This window comes from Pseudomonas lactis, from assembly GCF_001439845.1.
Taxonomy (GTDB): Bacteria; Pseudomonadota; Gammaproteobacteria; order Pseudomonadales; family Pseudomonadaceae; genus Aquipseudomonas; species Aquipseudomonas lactis.
This window is the reverse complement of sequence record NZ_JYLO01000002.1, coordinates 36,452-63,121: the sequence shown is the minus strand read 5'-3', so window position 1 is coordinate 63,121 and position 26,670 is coordinate 36,452. Positions and strand designations below refer to the sequence as shown.

Sequence of the window (26,670 nt, the reverse complement as noted above, 5' to 3'; positions counted from 1 at the left end):
AGCCTGTTGAGCCTTGAGTAGGAGATAGCCTGTGGAACGCGAATACATGGAATTCGACGTGGTCATCGTCGGCGCTGGCCCGGCGGGCCTGTCTGCCGCCTGCCGACTGAAGCAGAAGGCCGCCGAAGCCGGTAAGGAAATCAGCGTCTGCGTGGTCGAGAAAGGCTCCGAAGTCGGCGCCCATATCCTCTCCGGTGCCGTGTTTGAACCACGTGCCCTGAATGAACTGTTCCCGGACTGGAAAGCACTCGGCGCCCCGCTCAACACACCGGTGGTGCGCGACGACATCTATGTGCTGCGCAGCCCGGAAGCCTCCACCAAGGTGCCCGACTTCTTTGTGCCCAAGACCATGCACAACGAAGGCAACTACATCATTTCCCTGGGCAACCTGTGCCGCTGGCTGGCCCAGCAGGCCGAGAACCTGGGCGTGGAAATCTACCCAGGCTTCGCCGCCCAGGAAGCGCTGTTCGACGAGAACGGCGTGGTACGCGGGATCATCACCGGCGACCTCGGCGTTGACCGTGAAGGCAAGCCAAAAGACGGCCTATACACCCCAGGCATGGAGCTGCGTGGCAAGTACACGCTGTTCGCCGAAGGTTGCCGTGGCCACATCGGCAAGCAACTGATCCAGCGCTTCAACCTGGACAGCGACGCCGACGCCCAGCACTACGGCATCGGCCTGAAGGAAATCTGGGAAATCGACCCTGCCAAGCACCAGCCGGGCCTGGTGGTGCACACCGCCGGTTGGCCGCTGGATATCATGGGTAACGAGAACACCGGTGGCTCGTTCCTTTATCACCTGGAAAACAACCAAGTGGTGGTCGGCCTGATCGTCGACCTGTCCTACAGCAACACCTTCCTGTCGCCGTTCGATGAATTCCAGCGCCTCAAGCATCACCCGGTGCTGGCCCAGTACCTGGAAGGCGGCAAGCGCATCAGCTACGGCGCTCGCGCGATCTGCAAAGGTGGCCTGAACTCGCTGCCGAAAATGGTCTTCAAGGGCGGCGCGCTGATCGGTTGCGACCTGGGCACCCTCAACTTTGCCAAGATCAAAGGCAGCCACACCGCGATGAAGTCCGGCATGCTCGCCGCCGACGCCGTGGCCGACCGCCTGTTCGCCGAATCTGAAGGCGGCGACGAACTGACCACCTATGTCGACAGCTTCAAAGCCAGCTGGCTGTACGAAGAACTGTTCGCCAGCCGCAACTTCGGCCCGGCCGTGCACAAGTTCGGCGCAATCATCGGCGGCGGTTTCAACTGGCTCGACCAGAACATTTTCGGCGGCAAGATTCCTTTCACTCTGCACGACACCAAGCCGGACTACGCCTGCCTGAAGCTGGCCAAAGACAGCCAGAAGATCGACTACCCCAAACCCGACGGCAAGTTGAGCTTCGACAAGCTGAGCTCGGTGTTCATCTCCGGTACCAACCATGAAGAAGAGCAGCCGTGCCACTTGAAGCTCAAGGACCCAAGCATCCCGATCGGCACCAACCTGCCGCTCTACGATGAACCGGCGCAGCGCTACTGCCCGGCTGGCGTGTATGAAGTGGTGACCAAGGAAGACGGCGAGAAGCGCTTCCAGATCAACGCCCAGAACTGCGTGCACTGCAAGACCTGTGACATCAAGGACCCTTCGCAAAACATCACCTGGGTGACGCCGGAAGGTGCGGGCGGGCCGACTTACCCGAATATGTAAGTCGTTCGTTTGGCCAAAAAAGGCTCCCGAGATGGGAGCCTTTTTTGTGGGCGACATCGATCAAAATGTGGGAGCTGGCTTGCCTGCGATGGCGGTCTTCAGGTGCCAAATGTATGGCTGACACACCGCTATCGCAGGCAAGCCAGCTCCCACACAGACCGTGGGGTGTCAGGCCGCCCGCTCTTCGCCCGGGTTGCGCAGGAAGTAGCGTTTGTATTCCCGACTGAACTGCGACGTACTCTGGTACCCCACCTTGTGCGCCGCCTGCGCCACACTCATGCCTTCCACCAGCAACAACTGCTGGGCCTTCAATAACCGCAAGCGCTTGAGGTACTGCACCGGTGACAATAAGGTGCAGCGTTTGAAATGCTCATGAAAGGTCGAGGCACTCATGTGCGCAAATCCGGCCAACGTTTCGATATTCAGCGGCTCGGCGTAATGGGCATGCAGGTGATTCAATGAGGTGGCGATGCGCGAAAACTGCCCCTGCTGTTCCACCAGCGCACGCAACACATCAGCCTGGGGCCCGCGCAAGGCGGTGAACAACAATTCGCGCACCCGCGCAGGCCCCATGATCCGGCTTTCCAGCGGATCGTGCAGGCACTGCAACAACCGCTCGACGCAGCCGCGCATCGCATCGTCCAGCACCACCGAACTCATCGACTCCAAGGTCTGCGCGGTCGGCGGCGGCCCGGCCTGCATGCCCATGGCGATCACCAGCTCGCCCAACACCACGCGGTCGATGCCTACCGTGACGCCATACAGCGGCGCCTCGGGGGCCATGGCAAAGGTCTCGCATTCGAACGGCACCGGCATGGCCTGGATCAGGTAATGCCCGGCGCCATACTCCAGGGTGCGCGGGCCAAGGTAGGCGACCTTGCTGCCCTGAGCCACGAACATCAGGCTTGGCTCATAGATCTGCGGCCCACGCGCCACATCGCAACTGGCGCGCAGCACCTGCACGCCGGGCAGGTGGGTCGGGGAAAAACCATCGCGGGGCGTGAGCCCTTCGATCAAGGCAACCAGCGTGGCATTGGCGTCCAAATGGCGGGTCAACAGCATGGCAAAAAACTTCGCGAATGAGGGATGACAGCATCATCGCAGGTCTGGCGGCCAATATATCCAAACCTCAGGCACTGCCGGACGAATAGGCATGAGACTCGGAGCAATTGCCATGTTCGCGCCAGGGGCCGGCGCGCAGACTTTGCCGCCTCTGCAGTCCAAGCTTTTGTGAGGTTTACTATGTACACCGCCATCGGTTACGCCGCCCAGTCGGCCACCACGCCCCTCGCCCCGATGTCATTTGAACGCCGCAGCCCGCGCGTCGATGACGTAGCCATCGAGATTCTCTACTGCGGCGTGTGCCACTCCGACATCCACCAGGCTCGCAACGAATGGGGCATTGCCGTGTACCCGCTGATGCCGGGCCACGAGATTGTCGGCAAGGTCACTGCGGTCGGCGCCAACGTGACCGCGCATAAAGTCGGCGACCTGGTGGGCGTAGGCTGCATGGTGGACTCGTGCCGTCACTGCCAAGCCTGCCAAGCAGACCTTGAGCAGTATTGCCTCGAAGGCCCGACCATGACCTACGCCACGCCGGACCGCGTGGATGGCAGCAACACCATGGGCGGCTATTCCGACAGCATCGTGGTCAGTGAACACTTTGTGGTGAAGATCCCGGCCAAGCTTGACCTGGCCAGCGCTGCGCCGATCCTGTGCGCAGGCATCACCACCTACTCGCCACTCAAGCACTACGGCGTAAAAGCCGGCGATAAAGTCGGGATCCTCGGCATGGGCGGCCTGGGCCATATGGGCATCAAGTTCGCCAAGGCCATGGGCGCCGAAGTCACGCTGTTCACCCGTTCGGCCAGCAAGGCCGAGGAAGGCCGTCGCCAGGGCGCCGACCATGTGATCGTGTCCACCGATGCCGAGCAGATGAAAGCTGCTGCGGGGTACTTCGATTTCCTGCTGGACACCATCCCGGTGCAGCACGACCTGAACCCCTACCTCGATGTGCTGCGCTTTGACGGCGTGCATATCCTGGTCGGCCTGATCGAGCCGGTGGACCCGCCCGTCAACGCCGCCAAGCTGGTGCTGGGCCGTAAAGTGTTGGCCGGTTCGCTGATCGGCGGCATTGCCGAAACCCAGGAAGTCCTGGATTTCTGCGCCGAGCATGGCATTACCTGCGACATCGAGATGCTCGACATTCGCCAGATCAACGAGGCTTATACGCGCATGATCGCCGGTGACGTGAAGTACCGCTTTGTCATCGACATGGCGAGCCTGAAAGCCTGATCAGGCTTTGGCGCCCAACTCCGCTGACAGCCGGGCTGCGACCTGTTTGATCACAGGGATCAGCTCGGCCATTTTCTCCAGCGGCATGTAGGGCACCGTACTGGCGATGCTGATGCCGGCGACAATGCGCCCGCTGGCATCGCGCACCGGTGCCGCCACGCAGCGGATCGAAGGCTCGTTGTCTTCCAGGTCGAACGCGTAGCCCCCCTCCACATACTCATGCATGCGCTGTTCGAACTGCGCCCAGGATTGCTCCGGGTGCTGCGGCCATTGCAGGCTTTTGCCCGCCGTCGGCAAGCTCGCCTCGTACAAGCGCTGCCACTCCTGCGGTGAATCATCGAGCATCAACGCCTTGCCGATACCGGTGCGCGCCAGCGGCATACGATGGCCGACCCGCGAGCGCATTTCCGGGCCGTTGCGGCCGGGGTTCTTGTGCAGGTAAAGCACCTCGTCGTATTCACGAATCGCCAGGTGAATGGTGTCGCCGGTCAGCGCCGACAACTCGTCCAGGTACGGCACCGCCAGGTTCACCAAGGGCAATTCTTCACGGGCCTGGAACCCCAACTCGATCAGCTTGGGCCCCAGCAGATAACCGACCTGGGGCACCACGCGCAGGTAGCGCTCGTCTACCAGGCAACTGGCCAGGCGGTGTGTCGTGCTGCGCGTGGTGCCGATGCGCCGGGCGATCTCCTTGAGATCCCGCGCACCGGCCGCCACCGCTTGCACCACGCCCAGGCCGCGCAACAGGGTCTGGGTGCCGGTGGGGGCGGCGTCTTTGACGGGGGTGTGGGCGTTTTCCTGCATATCGGGCCTATAAGTATGAAAGCGGGGGCATTATGGCAAATACGGCCCTCCTGAACACAGGAGATCCAAGGTGGGAGCTGGCTTGCCTGCTCCCACAGTTTGATCTTCACAGGGTGAACATCAGCGTTGTTTCATGCGGTCGATTATCACCGCCAGCAACAGGATCGAGCCACGAATCACATACTGGTAAAAGGTATCGATGTTCTTCAGGTTCATCGCATTCTCGATGATCGCCAGAATCAACACCCCGGCAATCACATGGCGGATCATGCCGATACCGCCGCTCAACGACACGCCGCCCAGCACGCACGCCGAAATCACCGTCAGCTCGAAACCCTGGCCAATCATCGGCTGGCCCGAGGTCATGCGTGAGGCGAGGATCACCCCGGCCAAGGCGCCGATCAAACCGTGCGTGGCAAAGATGATGATCTTGGTGCGATCGACATTCACCCCCGCCAGCAACGCGGCTTCCTGGTTGCCGCCAATGGCCATGGTGTTGCGCCCGTAGGTGGTGTAATTGAGCAGCCAGCCAAAGAACACAAAGCACAGCACGGTGATGATGATCGGCACCGGCACGCCCAGCAGTTGGCCGTTGCCGAACACGAAGAACCCTTCATTCATCACCCCCACCGCCTTGCCGTTGGAGAAGATGTAGGCCAGGCCGCGCACAATCTGCATGGTTGCCAGGGTGGCAATCAACGCGTTGATGCGCAGCTTGGCGATCACGATGCCGTTGATCAGCCCTACCACCAGGCCCATGGCCAAGGCCGCCGACACGCCGAGTACCACGCTGTCGGTGTCGCGCATCACGATGCCCGCCACCACCCCGGCGCAGGCGATCACCGAGCCTACCGACAAGTCGAAGTGCCCCGAGGCCAGGCAGAACAGCATGGTGCAGGCGGCGATGCCCACGGTGGAAATCGCCAGACCGAGGCCGCGCATGTTCAACGGCGACAGGAAGTTATCGATGAACACCGCGCTGAGCACAAAAATGCCCAGCGCCGCCAAAAGCATCACCCAATCATCGAGAAATTTGCGCTGATTGAAACCCGGCCAGAAGCCCTTTGCTGTTTTTACCTGAGACATAGCCAAACCCTCTTGTTCTTGTTCAAGCCCGCGACTGTGGCAGCGCCAGTTGCAGCAGGCGCGCTTCATCCGCTTGGGCGCGGGGTAACTCACCGGTCAAGGCGCCTTCACTCATCACCAGGATGCGGTCGCAGATACCCATCACCTCCATCAGGTCGCTGGACACCACGATCACCGCAATGCCGCTGGCCGCCAGGTTATGGATGATCTGGTAGATCTCCGACTTGGCGCCGATGTCGATACCGCGAGTGGGTTCGTCGAGCAGCAACACCTTCATCGGCATCGACAACCAGCGGCCAAGGATGGCTTTCTGTTGGTTGCCGCCGGACAGGTACATGATCTTCTGCGCCGCGTTCGGCGTTTTGACCCGCATCGCCTGGATCTGCCGGTCGGCGTTACCTTTCTCCCAGCCTTCGCGCAACAGCCAGCCGAAGGTGGAATGGGCGCCACGGGCGCTGATGTTGATGTTTTCAGCGACGCTGCCCAGCGGGATGATGCCCTCTTTCTTGCGGTCCTCCGGACACAGCAATACCCCGGCGGCGATGGCGTCGCGGGGTGAGCGCAGTTGCAGCGCTTGCCCGCACAGTTCCAGGCTGCCGGCACTGGCGCGCTCTAACCCACTGAGCAGGCGAAACAGCTCGGTACGCCCCGCGCCCACTAGCCCGAACAGGCCCAGGATCTCGCCCTTGCGCACCTGGAAACTGATTGGTTCACGCAGGCCGGGACCGAGCAAGCCGTCCACCTTGAGCGCCACTTCGCCCAGCTCGCGCGGGCGGTAATCGTAGATATCCTGGATATCGCGACCGACCATGCAGGTCACCAACTGGTCATGGGTCAGTGTGCTCATGTCCTCGAAGGTGCGCACGTAGCGGCCGTCCTTGAACACCGTCACCGCATCGCAAATACGGAACACCTCCTCCATGCGATGGGACACGTAGAGCACCACTTTGCCCTCATCGCGCAGGCGCGCGATGATCGCCATCAAGCGGTCGATTTCCCGCGCCGATAAACTGCTGGTGGGTTCATCAAAGGCGATCACGTTGGCGCCGCGGGACAGCGCTTTGGCGATTTCCACCAATTGGCGCTGGCCCAGGGACAGGCGCCCGAGCTTCTCGTCGGGGTCGATTTCATCGGCCAGGCCCTTGAGGCAGGTCAGGGCCTGCTTGCGCAGCAGGCCTCGGTTGACCACGCCAAAGCGCGTGGGCAAATGCCCGAGAAAGAGGTTCTCGGCCACGCTCATTTCCGGCACCAGGTGCAGCTCTTGGTGAATCACCGCCACACCGCTGGCGATGCTGTCGGCGGCGCATTTGAACGCCATGGTTTGCGCGCCGATTTGCACGGTGCCGGTGGATGGAATGTAGGCGCCGCCGAGGATTTTCAGCAGGGTCGACTTGCCTGCGCCGTTCTCGCCCATCAGCGCGTGCACCGAATGCGGCCGCGCTTCAAAGCTGATCTGCGCCAGGGCTTTCACACCGGGAAACTCCTTGCCGATGCCATTGAAACGCAGGGCCGCGCCGCTCATTTCCACAGGCCGATCTTGGTCAGTTCTTCCTGGAAATTGGCGCGGGTGATCAAGGTCACCTCGTCCATGGCGGTGTATTTGGCCGGTTCCTTGCCAGTGGTGACCCATTCATACATCGCCAGCGCGGTGTTATAGCCTTCGATATGCGGGCTGGGCAGCATGGAGCCGAAGAAACCGCTGTCGGCTTTCTTCAATTCGCCGATGGCGTCGGTGCCATTGATGCCGATGCCGATCACGTTGGCGGCCTTGAAGCCGGCGCTCTCAGTGGCGCGCACGCCACCGAGCACGGTGTTGTCGTTCATGCCGCCGATGATCAGGTTCTTCGCCCCGCTCGGCAGCTTGACCAGGGCCGAGTTGGTGGCGTCCATGCTGCCGGGCACATCGAGGGTTTTCAGCGCAGCGGTGAGGATGTGATCCTTCGGAATACCGGCCTCCTCCAGGGATTTGATCGAGCCGTCGGTGCGCTTCTTGCCGGTGTCGAGCTCGTTGAAAGTGTTGATCACCGCGTAGGTGTCCTTCCAGTCCCAACCGCGTTTTTTCGCTTCGGCGGCCATGGCAGCGCCCTGCTTCTGGCCCACCTCAAATGCGGCCATGCCCAAGTACGGCACCTCTTCCATAAAGTTGCCTTTGGCATCGACAAATCGGTCATCCACGGCCATCACTTTCAAATCGTTGACCTTGGCCTTGGCGACGATGGCCGGGCCCAGGGACACGTCTGGCGGGCAGATCACAAAGCCTTTCGCGCCGTTGGCGGCCAGGCTGTCGATAGCCGACAAGGTCTTTTCACCATCGGGCACGGCGATTTTGATCACGGTAAAACCATGCTCTTTGCCGGCCTTTTCCGCGAATGCCCACTCCGTTTGAAACCAGGGTTCCTCAGCCTGTTTGACCAGGAAACCGATCTTCACTTCTTCAGCCGATACCCAGCCGCTGAACGCCATCGCCAGTGCCACGGCACCGAGTGTTTGCTTGAACATGGACCACCTCCTTCTTGTTATTGAAAAACGCTTTAGTCGTGGTACATCACAGACCGCCCGCCATCGATCATCAGGCAAGTGGCATTGATAAAGGGCGCCTCGTCGGTCGCCAGGAACAGAGCCGTCATGGCCACTTCGATGGGCTGGCCAATGCGTTTGGGCGGGTGCAGGTCGAACGCGCGCTGGCGTTCGGCGTGGGGGTCTGGGAAACCGTTCCAGTAATCGACGTTGAGCTGGGTTTCGATATAGCCGGGGGCGATGGCATTCACGCGGATGCCCTTGGGCGCGTACTCGATGCCCAAGGCACGGGTGAGGCCGAGCAGGCCGTGCTTGGCGACAGGGTAAGGAAAACAACCGGGAATGATGTGGCTGGAATGGGTGGACGCGATATTGATGATGTTGCCGATGCCCTGCTCGATCATGTGCGGCAACACCGAACGGCAGCCGTACCAGGCGCCGTCGAGGTCGATGGCGAAACAGCGGCGCCAGTCCTCGTCGCTCATCTCCAGCGGGTCACGGAACACATTGACCCCGGCACAGTTGACCAGCACATCCACGCGGCCAAAGCGCTCGATGGCCAGGTTGACCAGTGCCTGCCATTGTTCCTTGGAAGTGATATCAACCGGTTGGGCGTAAATCTGCGCGCCGCGTTCGCGCCAATGGGCGGCGATTTTCTCGACTTTGTCACCCTGGATATCGGCAATGATCAACCGCGCCTGCTGGGCCTGGAAACAGGCAACGATGGCTTCGCCAATGCCTTGGGCGGCGCCGGTGATGATCACCACCTTGTTCTTCAGCCGCTCGCCGTAAGTGGGCTCGGGCACGGCGGGTAGGGACAACGGATGTGCCTGCATCGCTTCACCTTTTTATTTTTTGTAGTGAGTGCTGATGCTGGCGACTATAAACCCATCGCCTGAAATATCTCAATATATAAATTATCGTCCCATATAATGAGCAAATCTAAAAATGTGGGGGCGGGCTTGCTCGCGAATGCGGTGTGTCAGTTAAAGCATGTGCTGACTGATACACCGTATTCGCGAGCAAGCTCGCTCCCACATTGGATCTTTAGGGACTTTACGAAAGAAGCTTCAGCCTAGGGCGAAGTCGCGCAAGGCATCGCCTTCCATGCGATAACGCACCCATTCTTCCTGAGGCTGGGCGCCGATGGATTTGTAGAAGGCAATCGCGGGCTCGTTCCAGTCCAGCACGCTCCACTCAAAGCGCCCGCAACCGTTGTCGCAGGCGATCTTGGCCAGGTGACGCAGCAACTTCTTGCCGGCGCCACCGCCGCGTTGTTCCGGGTTGATATACAGGTCTTCCAGGTAAAGGCAGTTACTACCCAGCCACGTGGAGTAGCTGAAAAAGAACACCGCAAAACCAATCGGCAATCCATCGCGCAAGCAGATCAGGCCATGGGCCGTGGCACCTTCGCTGAACAGGCTGCGTTCGATGTCCACCACGCTGGCGATCACTTCATGCCGGGCTTTCTCGTACTCGGCCAGCTCAGTGATGAAGGTCAGGATTTGCGCAGCATCGCTGGGCACGGCGGGGCGAATCTCGATGGTCATGGGCGAGCCTTGGGCAAATTCAAAGGCCACATACTAAGGCGATTTGATGGCCGTTTGCAGTGCAATTGATGCCGACGAGCGCGTTTCACTCCGGTGCGGGGTGATGCAAGCATCGGCAACCACAGAACAAAGCCTGCGCACGCCCATGGTAAACAATGGGCATAAATCCAACGATCAGAGACCTGCTCATGCACGCCACGCCACCAGTGGGCACCAAGACATTCGCGCTGTTCTGCCTAGCCAGCTTCCTGCTGTCACTGTCTTACGGTTCGACCTTTTTGTTGTCACTGCTGATCCATGCCCGTGGCGGTAATGAACACGACGCGGGCAGTGTCATTGCCACGGCGATGCTCAGCACTTTTGTGGCGGTCGTGTTTTCCGGGCACCTGGCTGATGCGCTGGGCGCGGCGCGAGCAATTGCGAGTACCGGCCTATTGTTGGTGGTGGCCTGCCTGGGGTTTGCCCTGACGCCGGGGTTTGGCCAAGGCTTGATGCTGTTTGGATTGTCCCTTGGCTTGGGCTGGGGCGTGTTCTATACCCTGGGCCCAATCATCGTGACGCTGCTAGTGGAACCACGCCAGCGGGCCAAATATTTCGCCTTGCTCTCGGGCAGTATGTTGAGCGGCATAGGTTCCGGCCCTTTGCTGGGACGCGCCGCCACTGCGCTGGACCTGCCCCTGACCACCGCGTTCTATATCGCCGGGCTCGCCAGCCTCGCCGGGGTGGTGATGTTCTGGCGCATGGGCTCCCGGTTGCGACAGCACGCGAATATGCCAACCGCCAGGATTTCCTGGCGCGCAAGCCGCCGCATACTGTCTTCCAAGGCGGCGTTCGCCATCCTGATGGTCGGCCTGGGTGGCTGCGTATTCGGGGGGCTGTCTTCGTTCCAGACCAGCTATGCCGTGGCTCATAAGCTCGACTATTCACTGTTCTTCGCGGGCTTCCTGACAGCAGCAATCACCAGCCGCTTGCTGATCGCAGGCTTCGTGGTCAAGCGCGATGCGTACCAGGCTGCCTGTGTGTTATCGGGGGTGATGTTCGGCGCGATCGCGCTGTTCGCGTTTGGTGTCAGCGGCAACCTCAGTTATGTGCTCGCCGCCGCCACGCTAGGGATCGGGTATGGCCTGACGTATTCAGTGATCAACGGCCTGGTGACCAACGAAGCGCCCAGCGGCACCACTTCCCAGGCGTTGTTGTTGTTCAGCCTGGCGTACTTTATCGGCGTCTTCGGGTTTCCCTGGCTCGCAGGCAAGATCATCGTCGACTTCGGCCTTGCGACAATGATGCTGAGCGTACTGGTGATCGCGGCCCTCAACTGGGCGATCACGGTGGCACGCTTGATAGCGCGCCGAGTATCGGCACACAAAGTGATACAGGTGAGCTGATACCGTTCGTCGCCCTCCCGGCACGATCAACAATCGCGGGCAGACCAATACAGGGTAAGGACATTAATCATATGGAGACACCCTGATGAAAAATTCCAAATTTGCTGCCCTCGCCCTCACCGGCCTGTTGTCTGCCGCGTCCCTGAGCGCCTTCGCGGCCAGCTCGACCACCGGCCCCACCGATCCAACGCCGGACGCCACCACCGAGTCGCAAAAATCCATGGGCACCGGCATGGACACCAACGGTGGCGCGATCATCGACAACAGCGCCGACCCACGCACCAAAGGCAACGATACCCAGCGCCAGGCACCGGCGGCCGTGGGCAACGGCAAGATGGGCCCAGGCACGAGCAACAATGAGCCGAAGATCAACAAGGGCGACGACTCGAACATCCCGGGCGCGCAGAAACAACCAGCGCCTTGATGCACCCTTGGTACGACCTACACCCGACCATTTCCCCGTGAAGAGGTACGCATGAACGTCGATAGAAACCTTGAAAAAGAAGTCCTCACCCGCCTGCTGCACGCTCACCCGCAAGGCTTGGGCAAGGAGGTGCTGGACAATTACCGCGGTGAAAAAGAGGTCGCCAGTGTCTTGGCGTTCCTGCAAGACCGCGGGCTGATCAAGGATGGGCATGTGACCACCGACGACGCCGGCGAATACGCGTTGAACCTGCCGATCAAGCTCACCGCTTCTGGTGTGGATGAAGCGCGCAAGCTCGACGCCCAAAGTACTCAGTAATCCATTTCTGGCCTGGCCCCGCGACTGGGGCCAGAAGGAGTTTTAGCGATGCCTCGTGGAAGCAAAGCCAAATACACCGACGAACAGAAACGCAAGGCCGCTCATATCGAAGACAGTTATGAGCACAAAGGGTTGCCCAAGGACGAAGCCGAAGCTCGTGCCTGGGCCACCGTGAACAAACAGTCTGGCGGCGGTGAGAAAACCGGCGGATCAGGCAGGCGCAAAGCACCGACCAAGAAGGCCCAGGACCGGCAGGAATCGGCCAAGCGCGCCGCTGCCAGCCGTGAAGGCCACCCGCGCAGCAGTCGCGCTTCATTGGGTACGCAGACCAAGGAAAGCTTGATGAAAGAGGCGCGGGAAAAGAATATTTCAGGACGCTCAACCATGCGCAAAGATGAGTTGATCCAAGCCCTGAAAAAAGCAGGCTAAACGCAGAACCCATTGTGGGAGCGGGCTTGCTCGCGAAGGCGGAGTATCAGTCAGCACATGCTTTAACTGACACACCGCCTTCGCGAGCAAGCCCGCTCCCACATTTTTGGGCCTCGTTTATTCAGTCACTAATGCATCGACCTCAGCAGTGCCGGGCGAGGTCGCTGGCCCCCAGCGGGTTACCGCCAATGCCGCCGCTGCGTTCGCTCGACGCGCCGCCTCAACCGGTTTCAAGCCATTCGCCAACCCGGCAATAAATACTCCCGCATGTGCGTCCCCCGCGCCATTGCTGTCCACGGCCTGAACCTTGAATCCAGGGACATGCTCGATCTGTGCCCCTCGCCCTACCCAGCAACCATTTGGCCCATCACGCACAACCAGCAGTGCCTGCAAGTGCTGATTGAGCATGGGCAGCGCCTGACTCATATCCGCCGCCCCGGTAAACGCCAGGGCTTCAGGGCCATTGCTGGTCCAGATGTCGATACGCGGCAACAACGCGCGCATCAACGCGGAGTCCAGCGCCTTGACCATCGGGCCTGGGTCGAACACCACCACGATCTCTCGCGGTAGCGCCTGCAACCAGTCAAGCAAAGGCTGCGCCTTACCTTCAAGCAGCAAGCTGTAGCCACTGAGGTATACGTAATCATCGACACGCGGGACGATCCGAGCCAAGTCGTCGGCGCTCAACTCACCCTCGGCGCCGAGATGGGAGATGAAGGTGCGTTCGGTGCTGGCTTCAGTCAGCGACACGCACAAGCCGGTGTCTTTGCCTGCGCTGGCCGCCAAGGCCATTTCAATACCTTCGGCCTGCATCGCGGCACGCGCCAGCTCGCCAAAGCGCCCCTCGCCATGGCGACCCAGGTAAACCACCGACAACCCATTGCGCCGCGCCGCAGCCATTACGTTGAAACCACCACCCACTTGAAAACTGGCGGAGTTGGCCAGCACGTCACCGCCGCTTGCCGGCAGGGTGTCGAGGCCCATGACCAGGTCGACAATGACCTGGCCGGTGTGCAGCAATCTAGACATTGGCGCTCTCGACTAAAGCCGGACGACGGTCAGACGCCCCGCCCAATACTGCATATATTCCGCCCGCTACCAGGAAGGTTACGATCCAGCCCAGGCCGTTATGGCCCAGCCAGGAGTCGGACAGCGGCCCGGCAAACCAGATGTTTTCGGCGGTGGTGCCAATGGTGGTGAAGCTGAACCCCAACACAATGGCCACCGCCCAGGCGCCAAATGCGCGCCACTCCACGCCGCCGCGATACCAGTAGGCACTGCTGGGGCTGACGTCCAGCAGGTCGGTGGGGCTGTAGTAATGCCGGTGAATCAAGTCGACCACGAAGATCCCGACCCACGCCGTGATCGGCACCGCCAGCAGCGAAATGAAGGTGATGAACGGGCCATAAAAGCTGTCGGCGATCAGCATGAAGTAGATGGAGCCGGCAAAGATCGCGACGATATCGACGATCACCGCATGCACGCGTTTGACCTTCAAGCCCAGGGTCAAGGTAGTGAGACCGGCCGAATACACCGACAGGTTGTTCGACAGCAACAGCCCGCCGAACGCGGTGATCAGGTACGGCACGGCCATCCAGGTCGGCAGCATGTCGCGGATCGCGATGATGGGGTCGGTGGCCGACGCCAGGTCATTGTTGCCCACCGACAACAGGCCGCCGAGGGTGATCAACAGCACCAGCGGGATGCCTGCGCCAAACGCAGCGGAGGCCACCAGGCGCACGGCCTTGACGCTGCGGTGCTGGTAACGCGACATGTCTGCACCGGCGTTGGCCCAACCGATACCGGTACCGGCAGCCATGGTGCCCACGCCAATGATCATCGCGCTCAACGGCGCGGGGGTGGCGTTGAACACCGCGCTCCAGTCGATAGTGGCGCACAGAAAGCCGCCCACCAGAATGTTCAAGCCGCCGAAGACGTAGGTCGCCCACTTCTGGATCACCAGCAACGTGGCGTGGCCCAGGCCCGATACGGCCAGGGTCAGCAGCACGAAGATGGCAATGAAGATCAGGGTGAGCACCGGCGCGCTTTTCGCCTCCACTGCCGAGCCGAACAGGATGGAGCTTAATGACAGCAACACGAAGGCTGCGGTGGTGGTGTTGACGGTTTCCCAACCCAGGCGCGACATCAGCGACACCAAGGTCGGGCCGATATTGCCGCGCACCCCGAAGATGGCGCGGGACAAGGTCAGGCTGGGCGCGCGACCGCGGCGGCCAGCGATGGAGATAATGCCCACCACGGCAAAGGAGCCAGCGGCGCCAAGAATCGCAACGATGATCGCCTGCCAGATGGCCAGGCCACGAAACGCCACCAGCGTCGCGCCAAGGGGCAAACCGAGGATGCTGATATTGGCCGCAAACCACACCCAGAACAGTTGCAGCGGATGACCGTTGCACTCGCCTTCCGGGACCGGCTCGATGCCGCGTGTTTCCAATTGCCCAGCGCTTTGGCCGGAAGAGGGGCTGCTCATGAAAGGGTGCTCCTGGTGCCTGTATTGTTGTGGTTGTGGCAGCGAGTCGAATCTTTATCCGGTCTTCCTGACCCAACGTTTTTAATGTGGGAGCTGGCTTGCCTGCGATTGCGGTGGGGCAACCAGCTCATCCGCCACTGGAAAACCGCTATCGCAGGCAAGCCAGCTCCCACAATTAGTTCCGTGTTTATCGCAAGGCCAATAAGGCTTTGACCAGCGGCTGCAAGTCCAGGCCATTGACTCGCTTGACCTGTTCAACCAACGCCTCAGGCCAGCACTGCATGCCCAGGCACGCCCCCAGCATGGCGCCGAGGATCGCGGCAATGGTATCGGTGTCGCCACCCAGACTGGCTGCCAGGCACAGGGCTTCGAAGGCGTTCATGTCGCCCGATGCCACTTGCTGCGCCAGGGCAAACGACACCACTACCGATTCCTGGGAAGCCACCGAAGTACCAATCAACTCGTAAAGCAGGTCGGCAAACAACGCTTTATCGCCGCTGCCGACGCTTAGAGTGCGAGCCCAACTAATGCGGGTAGAAATGCGTCCACCCGCGATCCAGTGACCATGGCTTTCAGCCTGCCGAGCCATTTGGGTCCCGATATTCAGGGCTTCCCCCAGGTCCACGCCATTGATGCCGGCCGAGACCACTGCCGCCACGGCCGCAGCGCTGGAAATACCCAAGCTGGTGTTATGGGTGACCTGGCACGCCTGGATCACCGCCTGGATAAACCGCCCCGGGTCGCTGACATCAGCGGCGACGCCCACCGGGGTGATGCGCATGGCCGCGCCATTGGTGGTGCCGTAGCGCCCGGATTCCTCCGGGGTATGTCCGGCGAGGATCATGTCGATCGCGCGCTTGGTGGACGGCCCGAGCAAGTCCTGGGAGCCTTTGGCGCGCATGCCCGCTTCCCAATCGATCAAGCGTTGGGCAAGCACAGCGGGCTGGATCTGGCCCTGGCCTTGCACCAATAACTCGGCGACCAGAATGGCTTGCTCGGTGTCATCGGTGATGGAGCCGGCAGGCATGTTCGGTGCAATGGGCTGGTCGGCGTCGGCGTCTTCCAGAGCGGTGATGGCACCGAAGCGCTTTTGTACCTGCTCGCGGCTCAAGGATTGGGTGGGCATACCCAAAGCATCGCCCAGGGCCAGGCCATAGAAGGCGCCAAGGGCGCGATTTTCGCGGGTCATTTCGACGCTCCAAACTGCAGATGCAGGCGAAAGTGCAGCGGGTCGAGCAGGCTTTCGACATGTTCCATGAAACGCTCGCGACGATCATAGGTGGTGCGCGCAGCCTTGAGAAATACTGTGCCGCTGGGACGCCCGAGTAATTCGGCATCTTCATCACTCAGCGGCTCGGCACCGATCCACTGATCGCCCTCGGCCCCGACGTAGCCGTAGGCGGCCAGGGTGATGGTCAAGGAGTTATCGATCAGGCCAATGCGCGGCAGGCTTTCCAGGTCGCCAACGGCCGGCATCAGCGAGCGTTCCAGGGACACCGCTGTGCCGTCTGCGGTGCGCCGAAGGCGGTCGAGGGTAATGAACTGGTCGGTGCCGAAACGGCTGAACAGATCAGGGCGCGTGACGGCCTCGAAACGCAGGATGTCAGTGCTTACCTGGGCGCCCGTATCGGCCAAGGCCTGGGCCCAACCGCTGCGTTGGTCCAGCACCATGCCGTCAAAGGTGACGATCGAGCCGACCCCACTTTGGGTGGCGATGTAGTTGCGACGCTTGAGCTCGGACAGCGCCTCACGCAGCGTGCCACGACTGACCGCAAATTCCTCGGCCAGTTGATGCTCGCCGGGCAACAGGAAGCCGTCGGCCATGACCCCACCCTCGATACGGCGGATGAGTTCGTCGACGACGCGTTTTTTCTTATCAAATCGAACATGTCTAATCATGTACAAATTGATAACCGAAAGCGCGCATTTGCCGCAAGAGGATTATTTCAGGCTGAAGACAAAAACCGCCTCAGGGCTCCAGGCCGATGGGGAAAAACTCCCCGCTGCTCCATACGCCAAGCCAGTTTTGACCGTTGATCGGACGGCTCACTGCCAGCTCCACCAACTGGTAAAAAGCGTTGCGATGCACGAGGGCTTCAAGATTGGTGCGAACGCGCACGTAGGGTGCCGGTTCCTGGGTGACGGGGTCGATCACCACCCGCAGCGGGTGCTCGAGGCCTGCCTCGACCTGTTCATCGACGTTGGTGGTAAAGCGCAAAACCTGGCTTTCGCCCTGCCCTTGCACGTTCAGGGTCACGGCGACAAAGGGCGCATCATCGACCTGGATGCCGACCTTCTCCACCGGCGTCACCAGGAAATAATCATCGCCATCGCGGCGGATGATGTTGGAGAACAGCTTGACCATCGGCTTTCGCCCGATGGGCGTGCCCTGGTAGAACCAGGTGCCGTCACGGGCGATGCGCATGTCGATATTGCCGCAGAAAGCCGGGTTCCACAGATGCACCGGTGCCGGCCCTTTGCCCTTGGGCAGTTGGGCCAATAAATCATTGGCCTTGGCGGAATCGGTCATGACGGGCTCCTCTGTTTACTGATTGCTCATGCCCAGTAAACCGCGGGCATATTGCGCCAGGGGACGGGCAATCAAATCTTGTGGCGATGTGTCGTGGAACGTCAGTAAACCGCCACGACTGCGAATACGTGCAGTATCAATCAAATACTGGGTGCTGGTCTCGATCAACATGACTTGGATCACCCCGCTGTCCAGGCCAAGGCGGTCCAGAGCTTGTTGGTCGGTCCACTCGTCGGCGTTGCCGATGCGGTCATCGGCTGCCGCAAAGCGGCAATACAGCAGGTAGTGAGCACCGGCGTCGCGGGCTTCGGCCATGGCCTGTTCCAGCCCTTCCGGCTGGCGGGCGCGGCGCACCATGGGGAAATATTCGACGAAGCCATTGAATGCTTCCTCGGCCACCACATTGGGCCGCGGGTAGGCGCTGCCCGGCGGCACGAAGGCGCCTTGGGCGATAAACACAAAGGAGTCCGGCTGTATGCGCACCGAGGCAGTACGCCGCGTATCGCTGTGGTCGAGCAGCCCGGCATCGCTCATCTGATAGCGGGTGCCTTCGGCCATATCACTGACGGTCATACAACCGCCCAGGGCCAATGACGCCAGCAGCAAAACCAGACTACGCATCCTAATCCTCCAGGGGCCGGTGACAGGAAACCGGCGAATGGGGCGTGGGATGCAGGTTCTACGCCAGTTCGAACAGCGCATGACAAATGTGGGGCTTGCCTGCGATGCGCATAGGTATCTACACAACGTCGGTACGACGCTGGACCTGTGGCGAGGGAGCTGTTCATCCATCAATTAACAGCCAAAAAAAAGGGCGACCGAAGTCGCCCAAAATGCCTTGCGTGCTCATGTAACCCGGAAAAACTTAAGGTTTTTTACGCTTGTTCGCGTCTTTCCAGATAAAAAATCCAAACCCTACAAAAAACAACACCATGAGGCTAACAGTCAGCACTCCGGCAAAAACCACATTATCGAAAAACATGACCGGCCTCCTGCACTTGCCCTGTTGCGATAGGGCTAAGTTAATGGAGAAGGCGCGGTGGGAAATTGACCAGGATCAATATCGCCCACAACGGCGCGTAAAGAAGGGGAATAACTGACCTGCATCAACGGATGCAGGGTGTTTCAACGCTTTTTCGGTTTGTTCTTGGGCTTTTTCTTGGGCTTGCCCAGAGGCATGGCTTGTTCAAAGGCTTGGCGCACTTCATTCAAGCGTTTGTCATTGAGGTCGTGCACGCGCTTGGCGCGTTCGGCGTTCAGGTCGATCAGCTTGTCGTCATCACTCATGGCTTGGCTTACGTCGTGGCGGGAATGCCTCAATAATGCGGCCTGCCCCGCCCGACGGCAATTAAGCGGGCGACAAAATGCAGGCCATCGACCAGAATCGGCGCTTTCTACCCTGCCCAGGAGGCGCATCCAGGTGGCCTTGCACAACGACCTTCCGCCACTGTTGGCCCTGCGCGCCTTCGAAGCCGTGGCGCGCCACTTGAGTTTTATCAAGGCGGCCAACGAGTTGTCGGTGACCCAAAGTGCGCTGAGCCACCAGGTGCATAAGCTTGAACACCACTTGGGCAAGCCGCTGTTTATCCGGCGTACCCGTGCGATTGACCTGACGTTGGCGGGGCAAGCGTACTACGAGCAGATCCGCCCTGCCCTGGACGCCATCGCCGCTGCAACGCGCAACCAACGGGGTGCGCCCAGCGCCAATGTGTTGCGTATCGGCTTGCTGGCGTCCTTTGCCACGCTGTGGCTGGCGCCGCGCCTGGCCGAGTTTCTACAGCGCTACCCGCATATCCAGGTGGAGTTGCTGCCCGCGATTCAATTGGCCAACGTCGCCACGGCCGAGGTTGACCTGGCCATCCGCTACGGCAAGGGCGACTGGCCCGATGTGCACGCCACGCGCCTGATGGCCGAAACCCTGTCACCCGTATGCAGCCCTGCATTCAAAGCCCGGCAGGTCGCCAGTGGCCCGTTGTTGATGGCGACCTCGCACCGCCCTTTCGAGTGGACCGATTGGTCCGCCCATTACCAGGTCAACCTCGATCACCACCCCCGCGTGATGCTGCATGACTACAACATCGTGGTCGAAGCAAGCGTGGCCGGCCAGGGAATCGCCATGGGCCGCCATCGCCTGATCGAACGCAGGCTCCAGGACGGCAGCCTGGTGGAGGCTTTTGACTGGCCGCCCTATCACAGCGACATCGGCTATTGGCTGATCGCCCCCCAGGGGCCGCTCAGTGAGGCGGCTGAATGCTTCAGCCAGTGGTTAAAACAAGCGTGCGCCGACGCGTGAGTTTTTTCGATACGTCGAGTGAGATCTATCCGTTTGTCGCCCCTCGCCACCGCCAACATGCTGGAACCTTCTGACACCAGAGGGTTTGACCATGACCGACTCCATCCGCCAGCGCGTACACGCCCTCGGCCTGACACTGCCCACGCCCAGCCAACCCGCGGCCAACTACATCAATCATGTGAGCAGCCAGCATCAACTGTTCATCTCCGGGCAAATTCCCCTGCTCGATGGCAAACCCGCCTACCTTGGCCGCCTGGGTGACTCCCTCAGCGATGAAGATGGCGCCCAAGCGGCAGAACTGGCGGCGCTGGGCCTGCTGGGGCAATTGAGCGATGCGCTGGGCGATGACCTGTCGCGGGTGGTGCGCGTCCTGCGTCTGGGTGTGTTCATTGCCAGCAGCGCCGATTTCCAGCGCCAGAGCGTGGTCGCCAATGGCGCCTCGAACCTGCTGGTCAACGCCCTCGGCGACAAGGGTCGACACGTGCGCACTGCCGTAGGGGTCTGCAGTTTGCCGGCTGGCGTCGCCGTGGAGGTAGATGCCATTTTCGAGCTGCAGCCATGAGCCCGCTGCAAGTGCAGCACTTGCGAGAGGCCACGCCCGGTTGCCAATCCGGCATCGTGCACTTCAACCACGCCGGGGCATCCTTGCCCAGCCAGGCGACGCTCGACGCCATCATCGACCAGCTGCAACGCGAAGCGCGCGACGGCCCGATGGAGGCCGGCGAACAAGGTGCCGTCTTAGTGGAAAAGGCCCGCCGAGCCGCCGGGCAACTGCTCAATGCGCCCGCTTCGTCGATTGCCTTCGCCAGCAGTGGCTCCACGGCCTGGAGCATGGCCTTCCAGGCGCTGGGGCCGTGGCAGCCGGGCGATCGAATTCTAGTGGGGCGCCATGAATGGGGCGGTAACCTGGCGAGCATGGAACTGGCCGTTCAAGCCGGGGCGCGGGTGGAGGTCATCCCGTGCGATGCCAGCGGCGCCGCCTGCCCGGTGGCACTGGAGGCAATGCTCGATGCCAAGGTGAAGCTGATCGACCTCACCTGGCTGCCGGCCAACGGGGGGTTGATCAACCCGGCCCAGGCCATCGGCGATGTGGCCAGGCGGCATGCCATTCCCTACTTCATCGACGCGGGCCAAGCCGTCGGCCAGCTGCCGGTGGATGTGCAAGCGTTGCAGTGCGATGTGCTCAAGTCTGCCGGCCGCAAACACCTGCGCGGGCCTCGCGGTACCGCACTGCTGTACATCCGGCCGGAGTTCCTCCAGCACCTGAACCCGGCCCAACGCGACGTGTTTTCAGCGCCCTGGACCGCCGAAGGCTTCGACCTGCGCAACGACGCGCGACGCTTTGAAACCAGCGAAGTGTCCTTCGCCCTGCTGGCCGGCCTGGGCAACGCGTTGCACGAGATCAATCAACTGGGAATTGAGCGGGTATGGCAAAGAGTCTTGCAGACCAGCGCGCGAATCCGCGAAGCACTGCGTCAGATACCGGGGATTAGCTTGCACGACTTGGGCAACACGCATTCAGGCTTGATCGCGTTCAACCTGGCCGGCTGGGATAGTTTTGAACTCAAACAATGCCTGGGGTCAAAGCGCATCAACATCGGCGCCAATGGCGTGGCCTACACCCCGCTGGACATGCAAGCGCGTGGGTTGACCAGCATTGCGCGCATCTCGGTCAGCCCGCTCAACACCGATGACGAGATTGAGTTGCTGGTGAAGGCCCTGCGCGAACTGAAGGGCTAGACCTCGATATCCACCCACAGTCCCTGGCGCGGCGCGTCTTCGATCAGCGGCGCCACGGGCACGGTGTTGTCAGCGTTGAGCAAGTCGCCAGGAATCGGCAAATGCTGCTGCGCGTCGTCGTCGGCTTCACGCCGGCGTTTCTGCTGCTCCTGCTGGCGCCGCTGCTCTTCGCGCAACAGAAAGGTCGATTGCTCGGCATCGCCTTTTTTCAGGTCGATCGTGCTCTCGTTGGAGCCCGCTTGAACGGGCACCACCGGCGGAATATCCGGCTTCTGGCGTGCCGGGTCGAGTTGCGACGTGACCGGCACAACGCTGACGGGCAGCATGGGTGGCAGCATGATAATTATTCTCCTGATCAACAGGCTGTCGGCGGGTGGCAGGGTGACTTGAGCACCCGCGTGCCAAGCTGTGACTCAGTCGACACTCTCAAGTGCCCGCCATCCGTCGATTCAATTTCCGCCGGCCCGTACAAACAGCGTAGTTTTTGTCAGAGTTCTTGGGCGCCGGGCCGTGTTCCGTTAACATAGTCGGCTTTTTCACGGCGGGAGTCAGGCAGCATGGCGCAGCAGTATCAACCGGGGCAACGCTGGATTAGTGACAGCGAAGCAGAGCTGGGGTTAGGCACCGTTCTGGCACAGGACGGCCGCTTGTTGACCGTGCTCTATCCGGCCACTGGCGACACGCGCCAGTATGCGCTACGGAATGCGCCCCTCACTCGCGTGAGGTTTTCGCCGGGTGACACCATCACCCATTTCGAAGGCTGGAAAATGACCGTACAGGAAGTCGACGACGTCGATGGCCTGCTGGTCTACCACGGCCTCAATGGGCAGAACGAGCAGGTCACCCTGCCGGAAACCCAACTGTCCAACTTCATCCAGTTCCGCCTGGCCAGTGACCGTCTGTTCGCCGGGCAGATTGACCCGCTGGCGTGGTTCTCGCTGCGCTACCACACCCTGGAACACACCAGCCGCCAGTTGCAGTCCTCGCTGTGGGGCCTGGGTGGCGTACGCGCCCAACCGATTGCCCACCAACTGCACATCGCCCGCGAAGTCGCTGACCGTATCGCGCCACGCGTATTGCTGGCGGACGAAGTGGGCTTGGGCAAGACCATCGAAGCGGGCCTGGTGATCCATCGCCAACTGCTCTCGGGCCGTGCCAGCCGCGTACTGATCCTGGTTCCGGAAAACCTGCAGCACCAATGGCTGGTGGAAATGCGCCGCCGCTTCAACCTGCAGGTTGCGCTGTTCGATGAAGAGCGCTTTATCGAAAGCGATGCCACCAACCCGTTCGAAGACACCCAGCTTGCACTCGTTGCGCTGGAATGGCTGGTGGACGACGAGAAGGCCCAGGATGCGCTGTTTGCCGCCGGTTGGGACTTGCTCGTGGTCGACGAAGCCCACCACCTGGTGTGGCACGAAGACAAGGCCAGCGCCGAATACTCGCTGGTCGAACAGCTGGCCGAAGTGATTCCTGGCGTACTGCTGCTGACTGCCACCCCGGAACAATTGGGCCAGGACAGCCACTTTGCGCGCCTGCGCCTGCTGGACCCGAACCGCTTCCACGACCTGCAAGCCTTCCGCGCCGAGAGCGAAAACTATCGCCCGGTGGCCGAAGCCGTGCAGGAGCTGCTGGACAAGGGCCGCCTGTCGCCGACCGCACACAAGACCATTCAAGGCTTCCTCGGCGACGAAGGTGAAGCCCTGCTCACCGCCGTCAACGATGGCGACACCGAAGCCAGTGCCCGCCTGGTGCGTGAGCTGCTGGACCGCCACGGCACCGGCCGCGTGCTGTTTCGCAACACCCGCGCCGCGGTGCAAGGCTTCCCCGAGCGCAAGCTGCACGCCTACCCGCTGCCGAACCCGGACGAATACCTCGAACTGCCCCTGGGCGAACACGCCGAGCTGTACCCGGAAGTCAGCTTCCAGGCGCAACCGGACATCGAGGAAGAGAACCGCTGGTGGCGCTTCGACCCACGGGTCGAGTGGCTGATCGACCAGCTGAAAATGCTCAAGCGCACCAAGGTCCTGGTGATCTGCGCCCACGCCGAAACCGCCATGGACCTGGAAGACGCCCTGCGCGTGCGCTCCGGCATTCCGGCCACGGTGTTCCACGAGGGCATGAACATCCTGGAGCGTGACCGCGCGGCGGCTTATTTTGCCGATGAAGAGTTCGGTGCCCAGGTGCTGATCTGCTCGGAAATCGGCAGTGAAGGCCGCAACTTCCAGTTTTCCCATCACCTGGTGCTGTTCGACCTGCCGTCCCACCCCGACCTGCTGGAACAGCGCATCGGGCGTCTGGACCGGATCGGCCAGAAACACGTGATCGAACTGCACGTGCCCTACCTGGAAACCAGCCCGCAAGAGCGCCTGTTCCAGTGGTACCACGAAGCGCTCAATGCCTTCCTCAACACCTGCCCGACCGGCAACGCCTTGCAGCATCAGTTCGGCCCACGCCTGCTGCCCTTGCTGGAAGCTGCCGACGACAGCGAGTGGCAAGCCCTGATCGACGAAGCCCGTGCCGAGCGCGAGCGCCTGGAGCAGGAGTTGCACACCGGTCGCGACCGCTTGCTGGAACTCAACTCCGGCGGCGCCGGCGAAGGCGATGCGCTGGTCGAGGACATCCTCGAACAAGACGACCAGTTCGCCCTGCCTATCTACATGGAAACCCTGTTCGACGCGTTCGGCATCGACAGCGAAGACCATTCGGAAAACGCGCTGATCCTCAAGCCCAGCGAAAAAATGCTCGACGCCAGCTTCCCCCTGGGCGACGACGAAGGTGTGACCATCACCTACGACCGTAACCAGGCGCTGTCGCGCGAAGACATGCAATTCATCACCTGGGAGCACCCGATGGTGCAAGGCGGCATGGACCTGGTGCTGTCCGGTTCCATGGGCAACACCGCCGTGGCGCTGATCAAGAACAAGGCGCTCAAGCCAGGCACCGTATTGCTTGAACTGCTGTATGTCAGCGAAGTGGTCGCCCCGCGCTCCCTGCAACTGGGCCGCTACCTACCGCCGGCCGCCTTGCGCTGCCTGCTGGATGCCAACGGCAATGACCTGTCGGGCCGCGTGTCGTTCGTGACCTTGAATGACCAGCTGGAAAGCGTGCCACGGGCCAGCGCGAACAAATTCGTGCAGGCGCAGCGGGACCAACTCACACCGCGCATCAACGCCGGCGAAGAGAAGATCGCCCCACGTCACGCCGAACGCGTGGCCGAAGCCAAGCGTCGCCTCGCGGCAGACACCGACGAAGAGCTGGCGCGCCTGACCGCGTTGCAAGCGGTCAACCCGACCGTGCGCGACAGCGAGCTGGTTGCCCTGCGCAACCAACGCGAGCAAGGCCTGGCCATGCTTGATAAAGCGGCGTTGCGACTGGAAGCGATTCGGGTGCTGGTGGCAGGTTGATAAACCGCTGAACGTAAAAGGCCCGCTTAGTGCGGGCCTTTTTAGAGATCGTTCCCACGCTCTGTGTGGGAATGCATCATGTGACGCTCTGCGTCACGACTTTAAAGCGGACGCAGAGCGTCCAGAGCGGCGTTCCCACGCAGAGCATGGGAACGATCACTCGGTCTCACGCCGTTACCGCAGTTGCCGGCACCTCAACCGCACTCAACCCTTCCTTCATCCGCTTGGCATCACGCACAAAACTGCGCGAGGCCTGGAACAGAAACAGCATGGTCAAGAACAGCGCCACCGGAATCAGGTACATGGCGTCATGCAAGCCCACGGCTTTATAAGCCTCGGTCATCTGCTGCGCCCCGTCCGCATACATCGCCGAATGAGCAAAGTGATCGGACAGCGCCCCGACCACCACCGGCCCCATGCCACCGCCGAGCAAATACAGCCCGGCAAAAAACAGCGCCATCGCCGTCGCGCGCAAACGCGGTTCGACCACGTCCTGGATCGCGGTATACACGCAGGTATAGAAGTTGTAGGCAAACAACCAGCCCACACTGAACAGCGCGACAAACACCCCGATTTCGACACGCCCGGCATGCAATGCCCAGGCGGTGGTAACCGTGGAGATGATCAAGCTGAACGCGGCAAACAACAACCGGCCATTGGCGACACGCTGATGAATCTTGTCGGCAATCCAGCCGCCCAGCGTCAATCCCACCAGGCCGGTCAGGCCGACGATGACGCCGGTCGCGACGGCCGCGTCCTGCAACGGCATAAGGAAATAGCGTTGCAGCATCGGCACCAGGAATGAGTTGCACGCATAGGTAGCGAAGTTAAAGCACAACCCGGCCAGCACCAGCCACAGGAAGGTCGGCACGGCCAGCACGCGGCGGATCGGGCGGTCGACGCGCTCCTGGGAAACCTGCACGGTTTCCGCCGCGCCGCGCTTGGGTTCTTTTATGTAGAACATAAACACCGCCAGGATCAGCCCCGGCACCGCCGCGATAAAGAAGGGCGCGCGCCAGCTGTCGAACGCCTTGACCATCGCACCGATAGTAAAGAACGCCAGCAACAGGCCCAACGGCAGGCCAAGCATGAAAATCCCCATGGCTCGGGCGCGGCGGTGGGCGGGAAACAGGTCGCCAATCAGCGAATTGGCCGCCGGTGCATAGCTGGCTTCGCCAATGCCAATGCCCATGCGCACCAGCAGGAAGGTCCAGAAACTGCCGACCATGCCATTGACCGCCGTCAGCCCGCTCCAGGCAAACAGGCCCCAGCCCATCAACTTGCTGCGTGAACCGGTGTCGGCCAGGCGCCCGAGCGGCAGCCCGGCAATGGCGTAGACGATGGTAAAGGCGGTGCCGATGATACCGAGCTGAAAGTCGCTCAAGTGCCATTCCATGCGGATGGGCTCGATGATGATCGCGGGAATGGTACGGTCAAAGAAATTGAACAGGTTGGCGAGGAACAGCAGGAACAGAATGCGCCAGGCATTCGCCGCTTGGGTCGAGTTCTGCATGGGTCCGTCTCTTTTATTGTTATGAGAGCTGCGATGCCCGGTGCATCCTGCTCAGGTCACTGCAACATAGTCAGGCTGGCGGTGATTGTCTGTAATGATTCGTAAAGCTGATAGGGCATGATTTCACCCAGGCAACAGGGGATTTTGCCCACGAAAATATAAGTGCGTACCCCTCTTCCCAACGGCCATGGCACGGAT

The 26,670-nt window shown here is 61.2% G+C and carries 27 protein-coding genes; 10 read left to right on the top strand and 17 right to left on the bottom strand.

Annotated elements, in window-relative coordinates:
- Positions 1-31: 31 nt before the first annotated feature.
- Positions 32-1,696 carry an electron transfer flavoprotein-ubiquinone oxidoreductase gene (locus TX24_RS03090; RefSeq protein ID WP_003193481.1) on the top strand — a complete coding sequence of 555 codons (1,665 nt, stop codon included), beginning with the start codon at positions 32-34 and terminating at the stop codon, positions 1,694-1,696.
- Positions 1,697-1,864: 168 nt separating this feature from the next.
- Here the strand turns inward: TX24_RS03090 and TX24_RS03085 are convergent, their stop codons facing one another.
- Complete coding sequence (locus tag TX24_RS03085; RefSeq protein ID WP_003193483.1) at positions 1,865-2,758, bottom strand: AraC family transcriptional regulator; 894 nt, start codon at positions 2,756-2,758, stop codon at positions 1,865-1,867.
- A gap of 180 nt (positions 2,759-2,938) precedes the next feature.
- Between TX24_RS03085 and TX24_RS03080 the strand changes: the two genes are divergently transcribed.
- On the top strand, positions 2,939-3,991 hold the full coding sequence (locus TX24_RS03080; RefSeq protein ID WP_003193485.1) for an NAD(P)-dependent alcohol dehydrogenase: 1,053 nt from the start codon (positions 2,939-2,941) through the stop codon (positions 3,989-3,991).
- Here TX24_RS03080 and TX24_RS03075 read toward each other — a convergent pair whose 3' ends face one another.
- The 6 genes from TX24_RS03075 to TX24_RS03050 all read right to left on the bottom strand — a co-directional run bounded on the left by TX24_RS03075 (position 3,992) and on the right by TX24_RS03050 (position 9,948).
- On the bottom strand, positions 3,992-4,795 hold the full coding sequence (locus TX24_RS03075; RefSeq protein ID WP_003193487.1) for an IclR family transcriptional regulator: 804 nt from the start codon (positions 4,793-4,795) through the stop codon (positions 3,992-3,994).
- Between the two features lie 120 nt (positions 4,796-4,915).
- The gene (gene araH / locus TX24_RS03070) at positions 4,916-5,881 is read right to left on the bottom strand and encodes an L-arabinose ABC transporter permease AraH (protein ID WP_057709676.1); all 966 of its coding nucleotides are present in this window, start codon (positions 5,879-5,881) and stop codon (positions 4,916-4,918) included.
- 22 nt (positions 5,882-5,903) lie between these two features.
- A complete protein-coding gene (gene araG / locus TX24_RS03065; RefSeq protein WP_057709675.1) occupies positions 5,904-7,403 on the bottom strand; it encodes an L-arabinose ABC transporter ATP-binding protein AraG in 1,500 nt (499 codons plus the stop codon).
- Complete coding sequence (locus TX24_RS03060; protein ID WP_003193492.1) at positions 7,400-8,380, bottom strand: substrate-binding domain-containing protein; 981 nt, start codon at positions 8,378-8,380, stop codon at positions 7,400-7,402. The genes araG and TX24_RS03060 overlap by 4 nt, the downstream gene beginning before the upstream one ends.
- Before the next feature lie 32 nt (positions 8,381-8,412).
- Entirely contained in the window at positions 8,413-9,234 is an 822-nt protein-coding gene (locus TX24_RS03055; protein WP_057709674.1) for an SDR family oxidoreductase, read from the bottom strand.
- 234 nt (positions 9,235-9,468) lie between these two features.
- On the bottom strand, positions 9,469-9,948 hold the full coding sequence (locus TX24_RS03050; RefSeq protein ID WP_003193496.1) for a GNAT family N-acetyltransferase: 480 nt from the start codon (positions 9,946-9,948) through the stop codon (positions 9,469-9,471).
- 188 nt (positions 9,949-10,136) lie between these two features.
- On the opposite strand from TX24_RS03050, the gene TX24_RS03045 reads away from it, so the two are divergent.
- The 4 genes from TX24_RS03045 (at position 10,137) to TX24_RS03030 (ending at position 12,504) form a co-directional block, all read left to right on the top strand.
- Positions 10,137-11,333, top strand: a complete 1,197-nt coding sequence (locus tag TX24_RS03045; protein WP_057709673.1) for an MFS transporter — start codon at positions 10,137-10,139, stop codon at positions 11,331-11,333.
- Between the two features lie 85 nt (positions 11,334-11,418).
- The gene (locus tag TX24_RS03040) at positions 11,419-11,757 is read left to right on the top strand and encodes a hypothetical protein (protein WP_003193500.1); all 339 of its coding nucleotides are present in this window, start codon (positions 11,419-11,421) and stop codon (positions 11,755-11,757) included.
- 51 nt (positions 11,758-11,808) lie between these two features.
- The gene (locus tag TX24_RS03035; RefSeq protein ID WP_032895690.1) at positions 11,809-12,075 is read left to right on the top strand and encodes a hypothetical protein; all 267 of its coding nucleotides are present in this window, start codon (positions 11,809-11,811) and stop codon (positions 12,073-12,075) included.
- 48 nt (positions 12,076-12,123) lie between these two features.
- On the top strand, positions 12,124-12,504 hold the full coding sequence (locus TX24_RS03030; protein WP_003193505.1) for a Rho termination factor N-terminal domain-containing protein: 381 nt from the start codon (positions 12,124-12,126) through the stop codon (positions 12,502-12,504).
- A gap of 117 nt (positions 12,505-12,621) precedes the next feature.
- Here TX24_RS03030 and TX24_RS03025 read toward each other — a convergent pair whose 3' ends face one another.
- From TX24_RS03025 to TX24_RS32095, 8 genes are all read right to left on the bottom strand, one after another.
- Positions 12,622-13,533: a PfkB family carbohydrate kinase gene (locus TX24_RS03025; protein ID WP_057709672.1), complete on the bottom strand. Its 912-nt coding sequence runs from the start codon at positions 13,531-13,533 to the stop codon at positions 12,622-12,624.
- Positions 13,526-14,992 carry a purine-cytosine permease family protein gene (locus TX24_RS03020; RefSeq protein ID WP_003193507.1) on the bottom strand — a complete coding sequence of 489 codons (1,467 nt, stop codon included), beginning with the start codon at positions 14,990-14,992 and terminating at the stop codon, positions 13,526-13,528. Before TX24_RS03020 ends, TX24_RS03025 begins: the two co-directional genes overlap by 8 nt.
- Before the next feature lie 187 nt (positions 14,993-15,179).
- Complete coding sequence (locus tag TX24_RS03015; protein WP_003193509.1) at positions 15,180-16,181, bottom strand: ADP-ribosylglycohydrolase family protein; 1,002 nt, start codon at positions 16,179-16,181, stop codon at positions 15,180-15,182.
- A complete protein-coding gene (locus tag TX24_RS03010; RefSeq protein WP_003193511.1) occupies positions 16,178-16,891 on the bottom strand; it encodes a GntR family transcriptional regulator in 714 nt (237 codons plus the stop codon). Before TX24_RS03010 ends, TX24_RS03015 begins: the two co-directional genes overlap by 4 nt.
- Positions 16,892-16,961: 70 nt before the next feature.
- On the bottom strand, positions 16,962-17,522 hold the full coding sequence (locus TX24_RS03005) for a DUF1285 domain-containing protein (protein WP_034135341.1): 561 nt from the start codon (positions 17,520-17,522) through the stop codon (positions 16,962-16,964).
- Between the two features lie 15 nt (positions 17,523-17,537).
- Positions 17,538-18,143, bottom strand: a complete 606-nt coding sequence (locus tag TX24_RS03000) for a DUF4823 domain-containing protein (protein ID WP_003193513.1) — start codon at positions 18,141-18,143, stop codon at positions 17,538-17,540.
- A gap of 244 nt (positions 18,144-18,387) precedes the next feature.
- Positions 18,388-18,504 carry a cytochrome c oxidase subunit CcoM gene (ccoM, locus tag TX24_RS32720; RefSeq protein ID WP_019817835.1) on the bottom strand — a complete coding sequence of 39 codons (117 nt, stop codon included), beginning with the start codon at positions 18,502-18,504 and terminating at the stop codon, positions 18,388-18,390.
- A 143-nt stretch (positions 18,505-18,647) separates the two neighbouring features.
- Entirely contained in the window at positions 18,648-18,809 is a 162-nt protein-coding gene (locus TX24_RS32095; protein ID WP_003193515.1) for a hypothetical protein, read from the bottom strand.
- Between the two features lie 133 nt (positions 18,810-18,942).
- Between TX24_RS32095 and TX24_RS02990 the strand changes: the two genes are divergently transcribed.
- From TX24_RS02990 to TX24_RS02980, 3 genes are all read left to right on the top strand, one after another.
- On the top strand, positions 18,943-19,815 hold the full coding sequence (locus TX24_RS02990; protein WP_057709671.1) for a LysR substrate-binding domain-containing protein: 873 nt from the start codon (positions 18,943-18,945) through the stop codon (positions 19,813-19,815).
- A 91-nt stretch (positions 19,816-19,906) separates the two neighbouring features.
- Entirely contained in the window at positions 19,907-20,377 is a 471-nt protein-coding gene (locus tag TX24_RS02985) for a RidA family protein (RefSeq protein ID WP_057709670.1), read from the top strand.
- A complete protein-coding gene (locus TX24_RS02980; RefSeq protein WP_003193521.1) occupies positions 20,374-21,555 on the top strand; it encodes an aminotransferase class V-fold PLP-dependent enzyme in 1,182 nt (393 codons plus the stop codon). The genes TX24_RS02985 and TX24_RS02980 overlap by 4 nt, the downstream gene beginning before the upstream one ends.
- On the opposite strand, the gene TX24_RS02975 is transcribed toward TX24_RS02980, so the two are convergent.
- Entirely contained in the window at positions 21,552-21,893 is a 342-nt protein-coding gene (locus TX24_RS02975; protein WP_003193522.1) for a hypothetical protein, read from the bottom strand. The genes TX24_RS02980 and TX24_RS02975 overlap by 4 nt on opposite strands.
- A 219-nt stretch (positions 21,894-22,112) precedes the next feature.
- Between TX24_RS02975 and rapA the strand changes: the two genes are divergently transcribed.
- Positions 22,113-24,959, top strand: a complete 2,847-nt coding sequence (gene rapA / locus TX24_RS02970) for an RNA polymerase-associated protein RapA (RefSeq protein WP_057709669.1) — start codon at positions 22,113-22,115, stop codon at positions 24,957-24,959.
- 166 nt (positions 24,960-25,125) lie between these two features.
- On the opposite strand, the gene TX24_RS02965 is transcribed toward rapA, so the two are convergent.
- Positions 25,126-26,472 carry a spinster family MFS transporter gene (locus tag TX24_RS02965; protein ID WP_003193525.1) on the bottom strand — a complete coding sequence of 449 codons (1,347 nt, stop codon included), beginning with the start codon at positions 26,470-26,472 and terminating at the stop codon, positions 25,126-25,128.
- Positions 26,473-26,670: the final 198 nt, after the last annotated feature.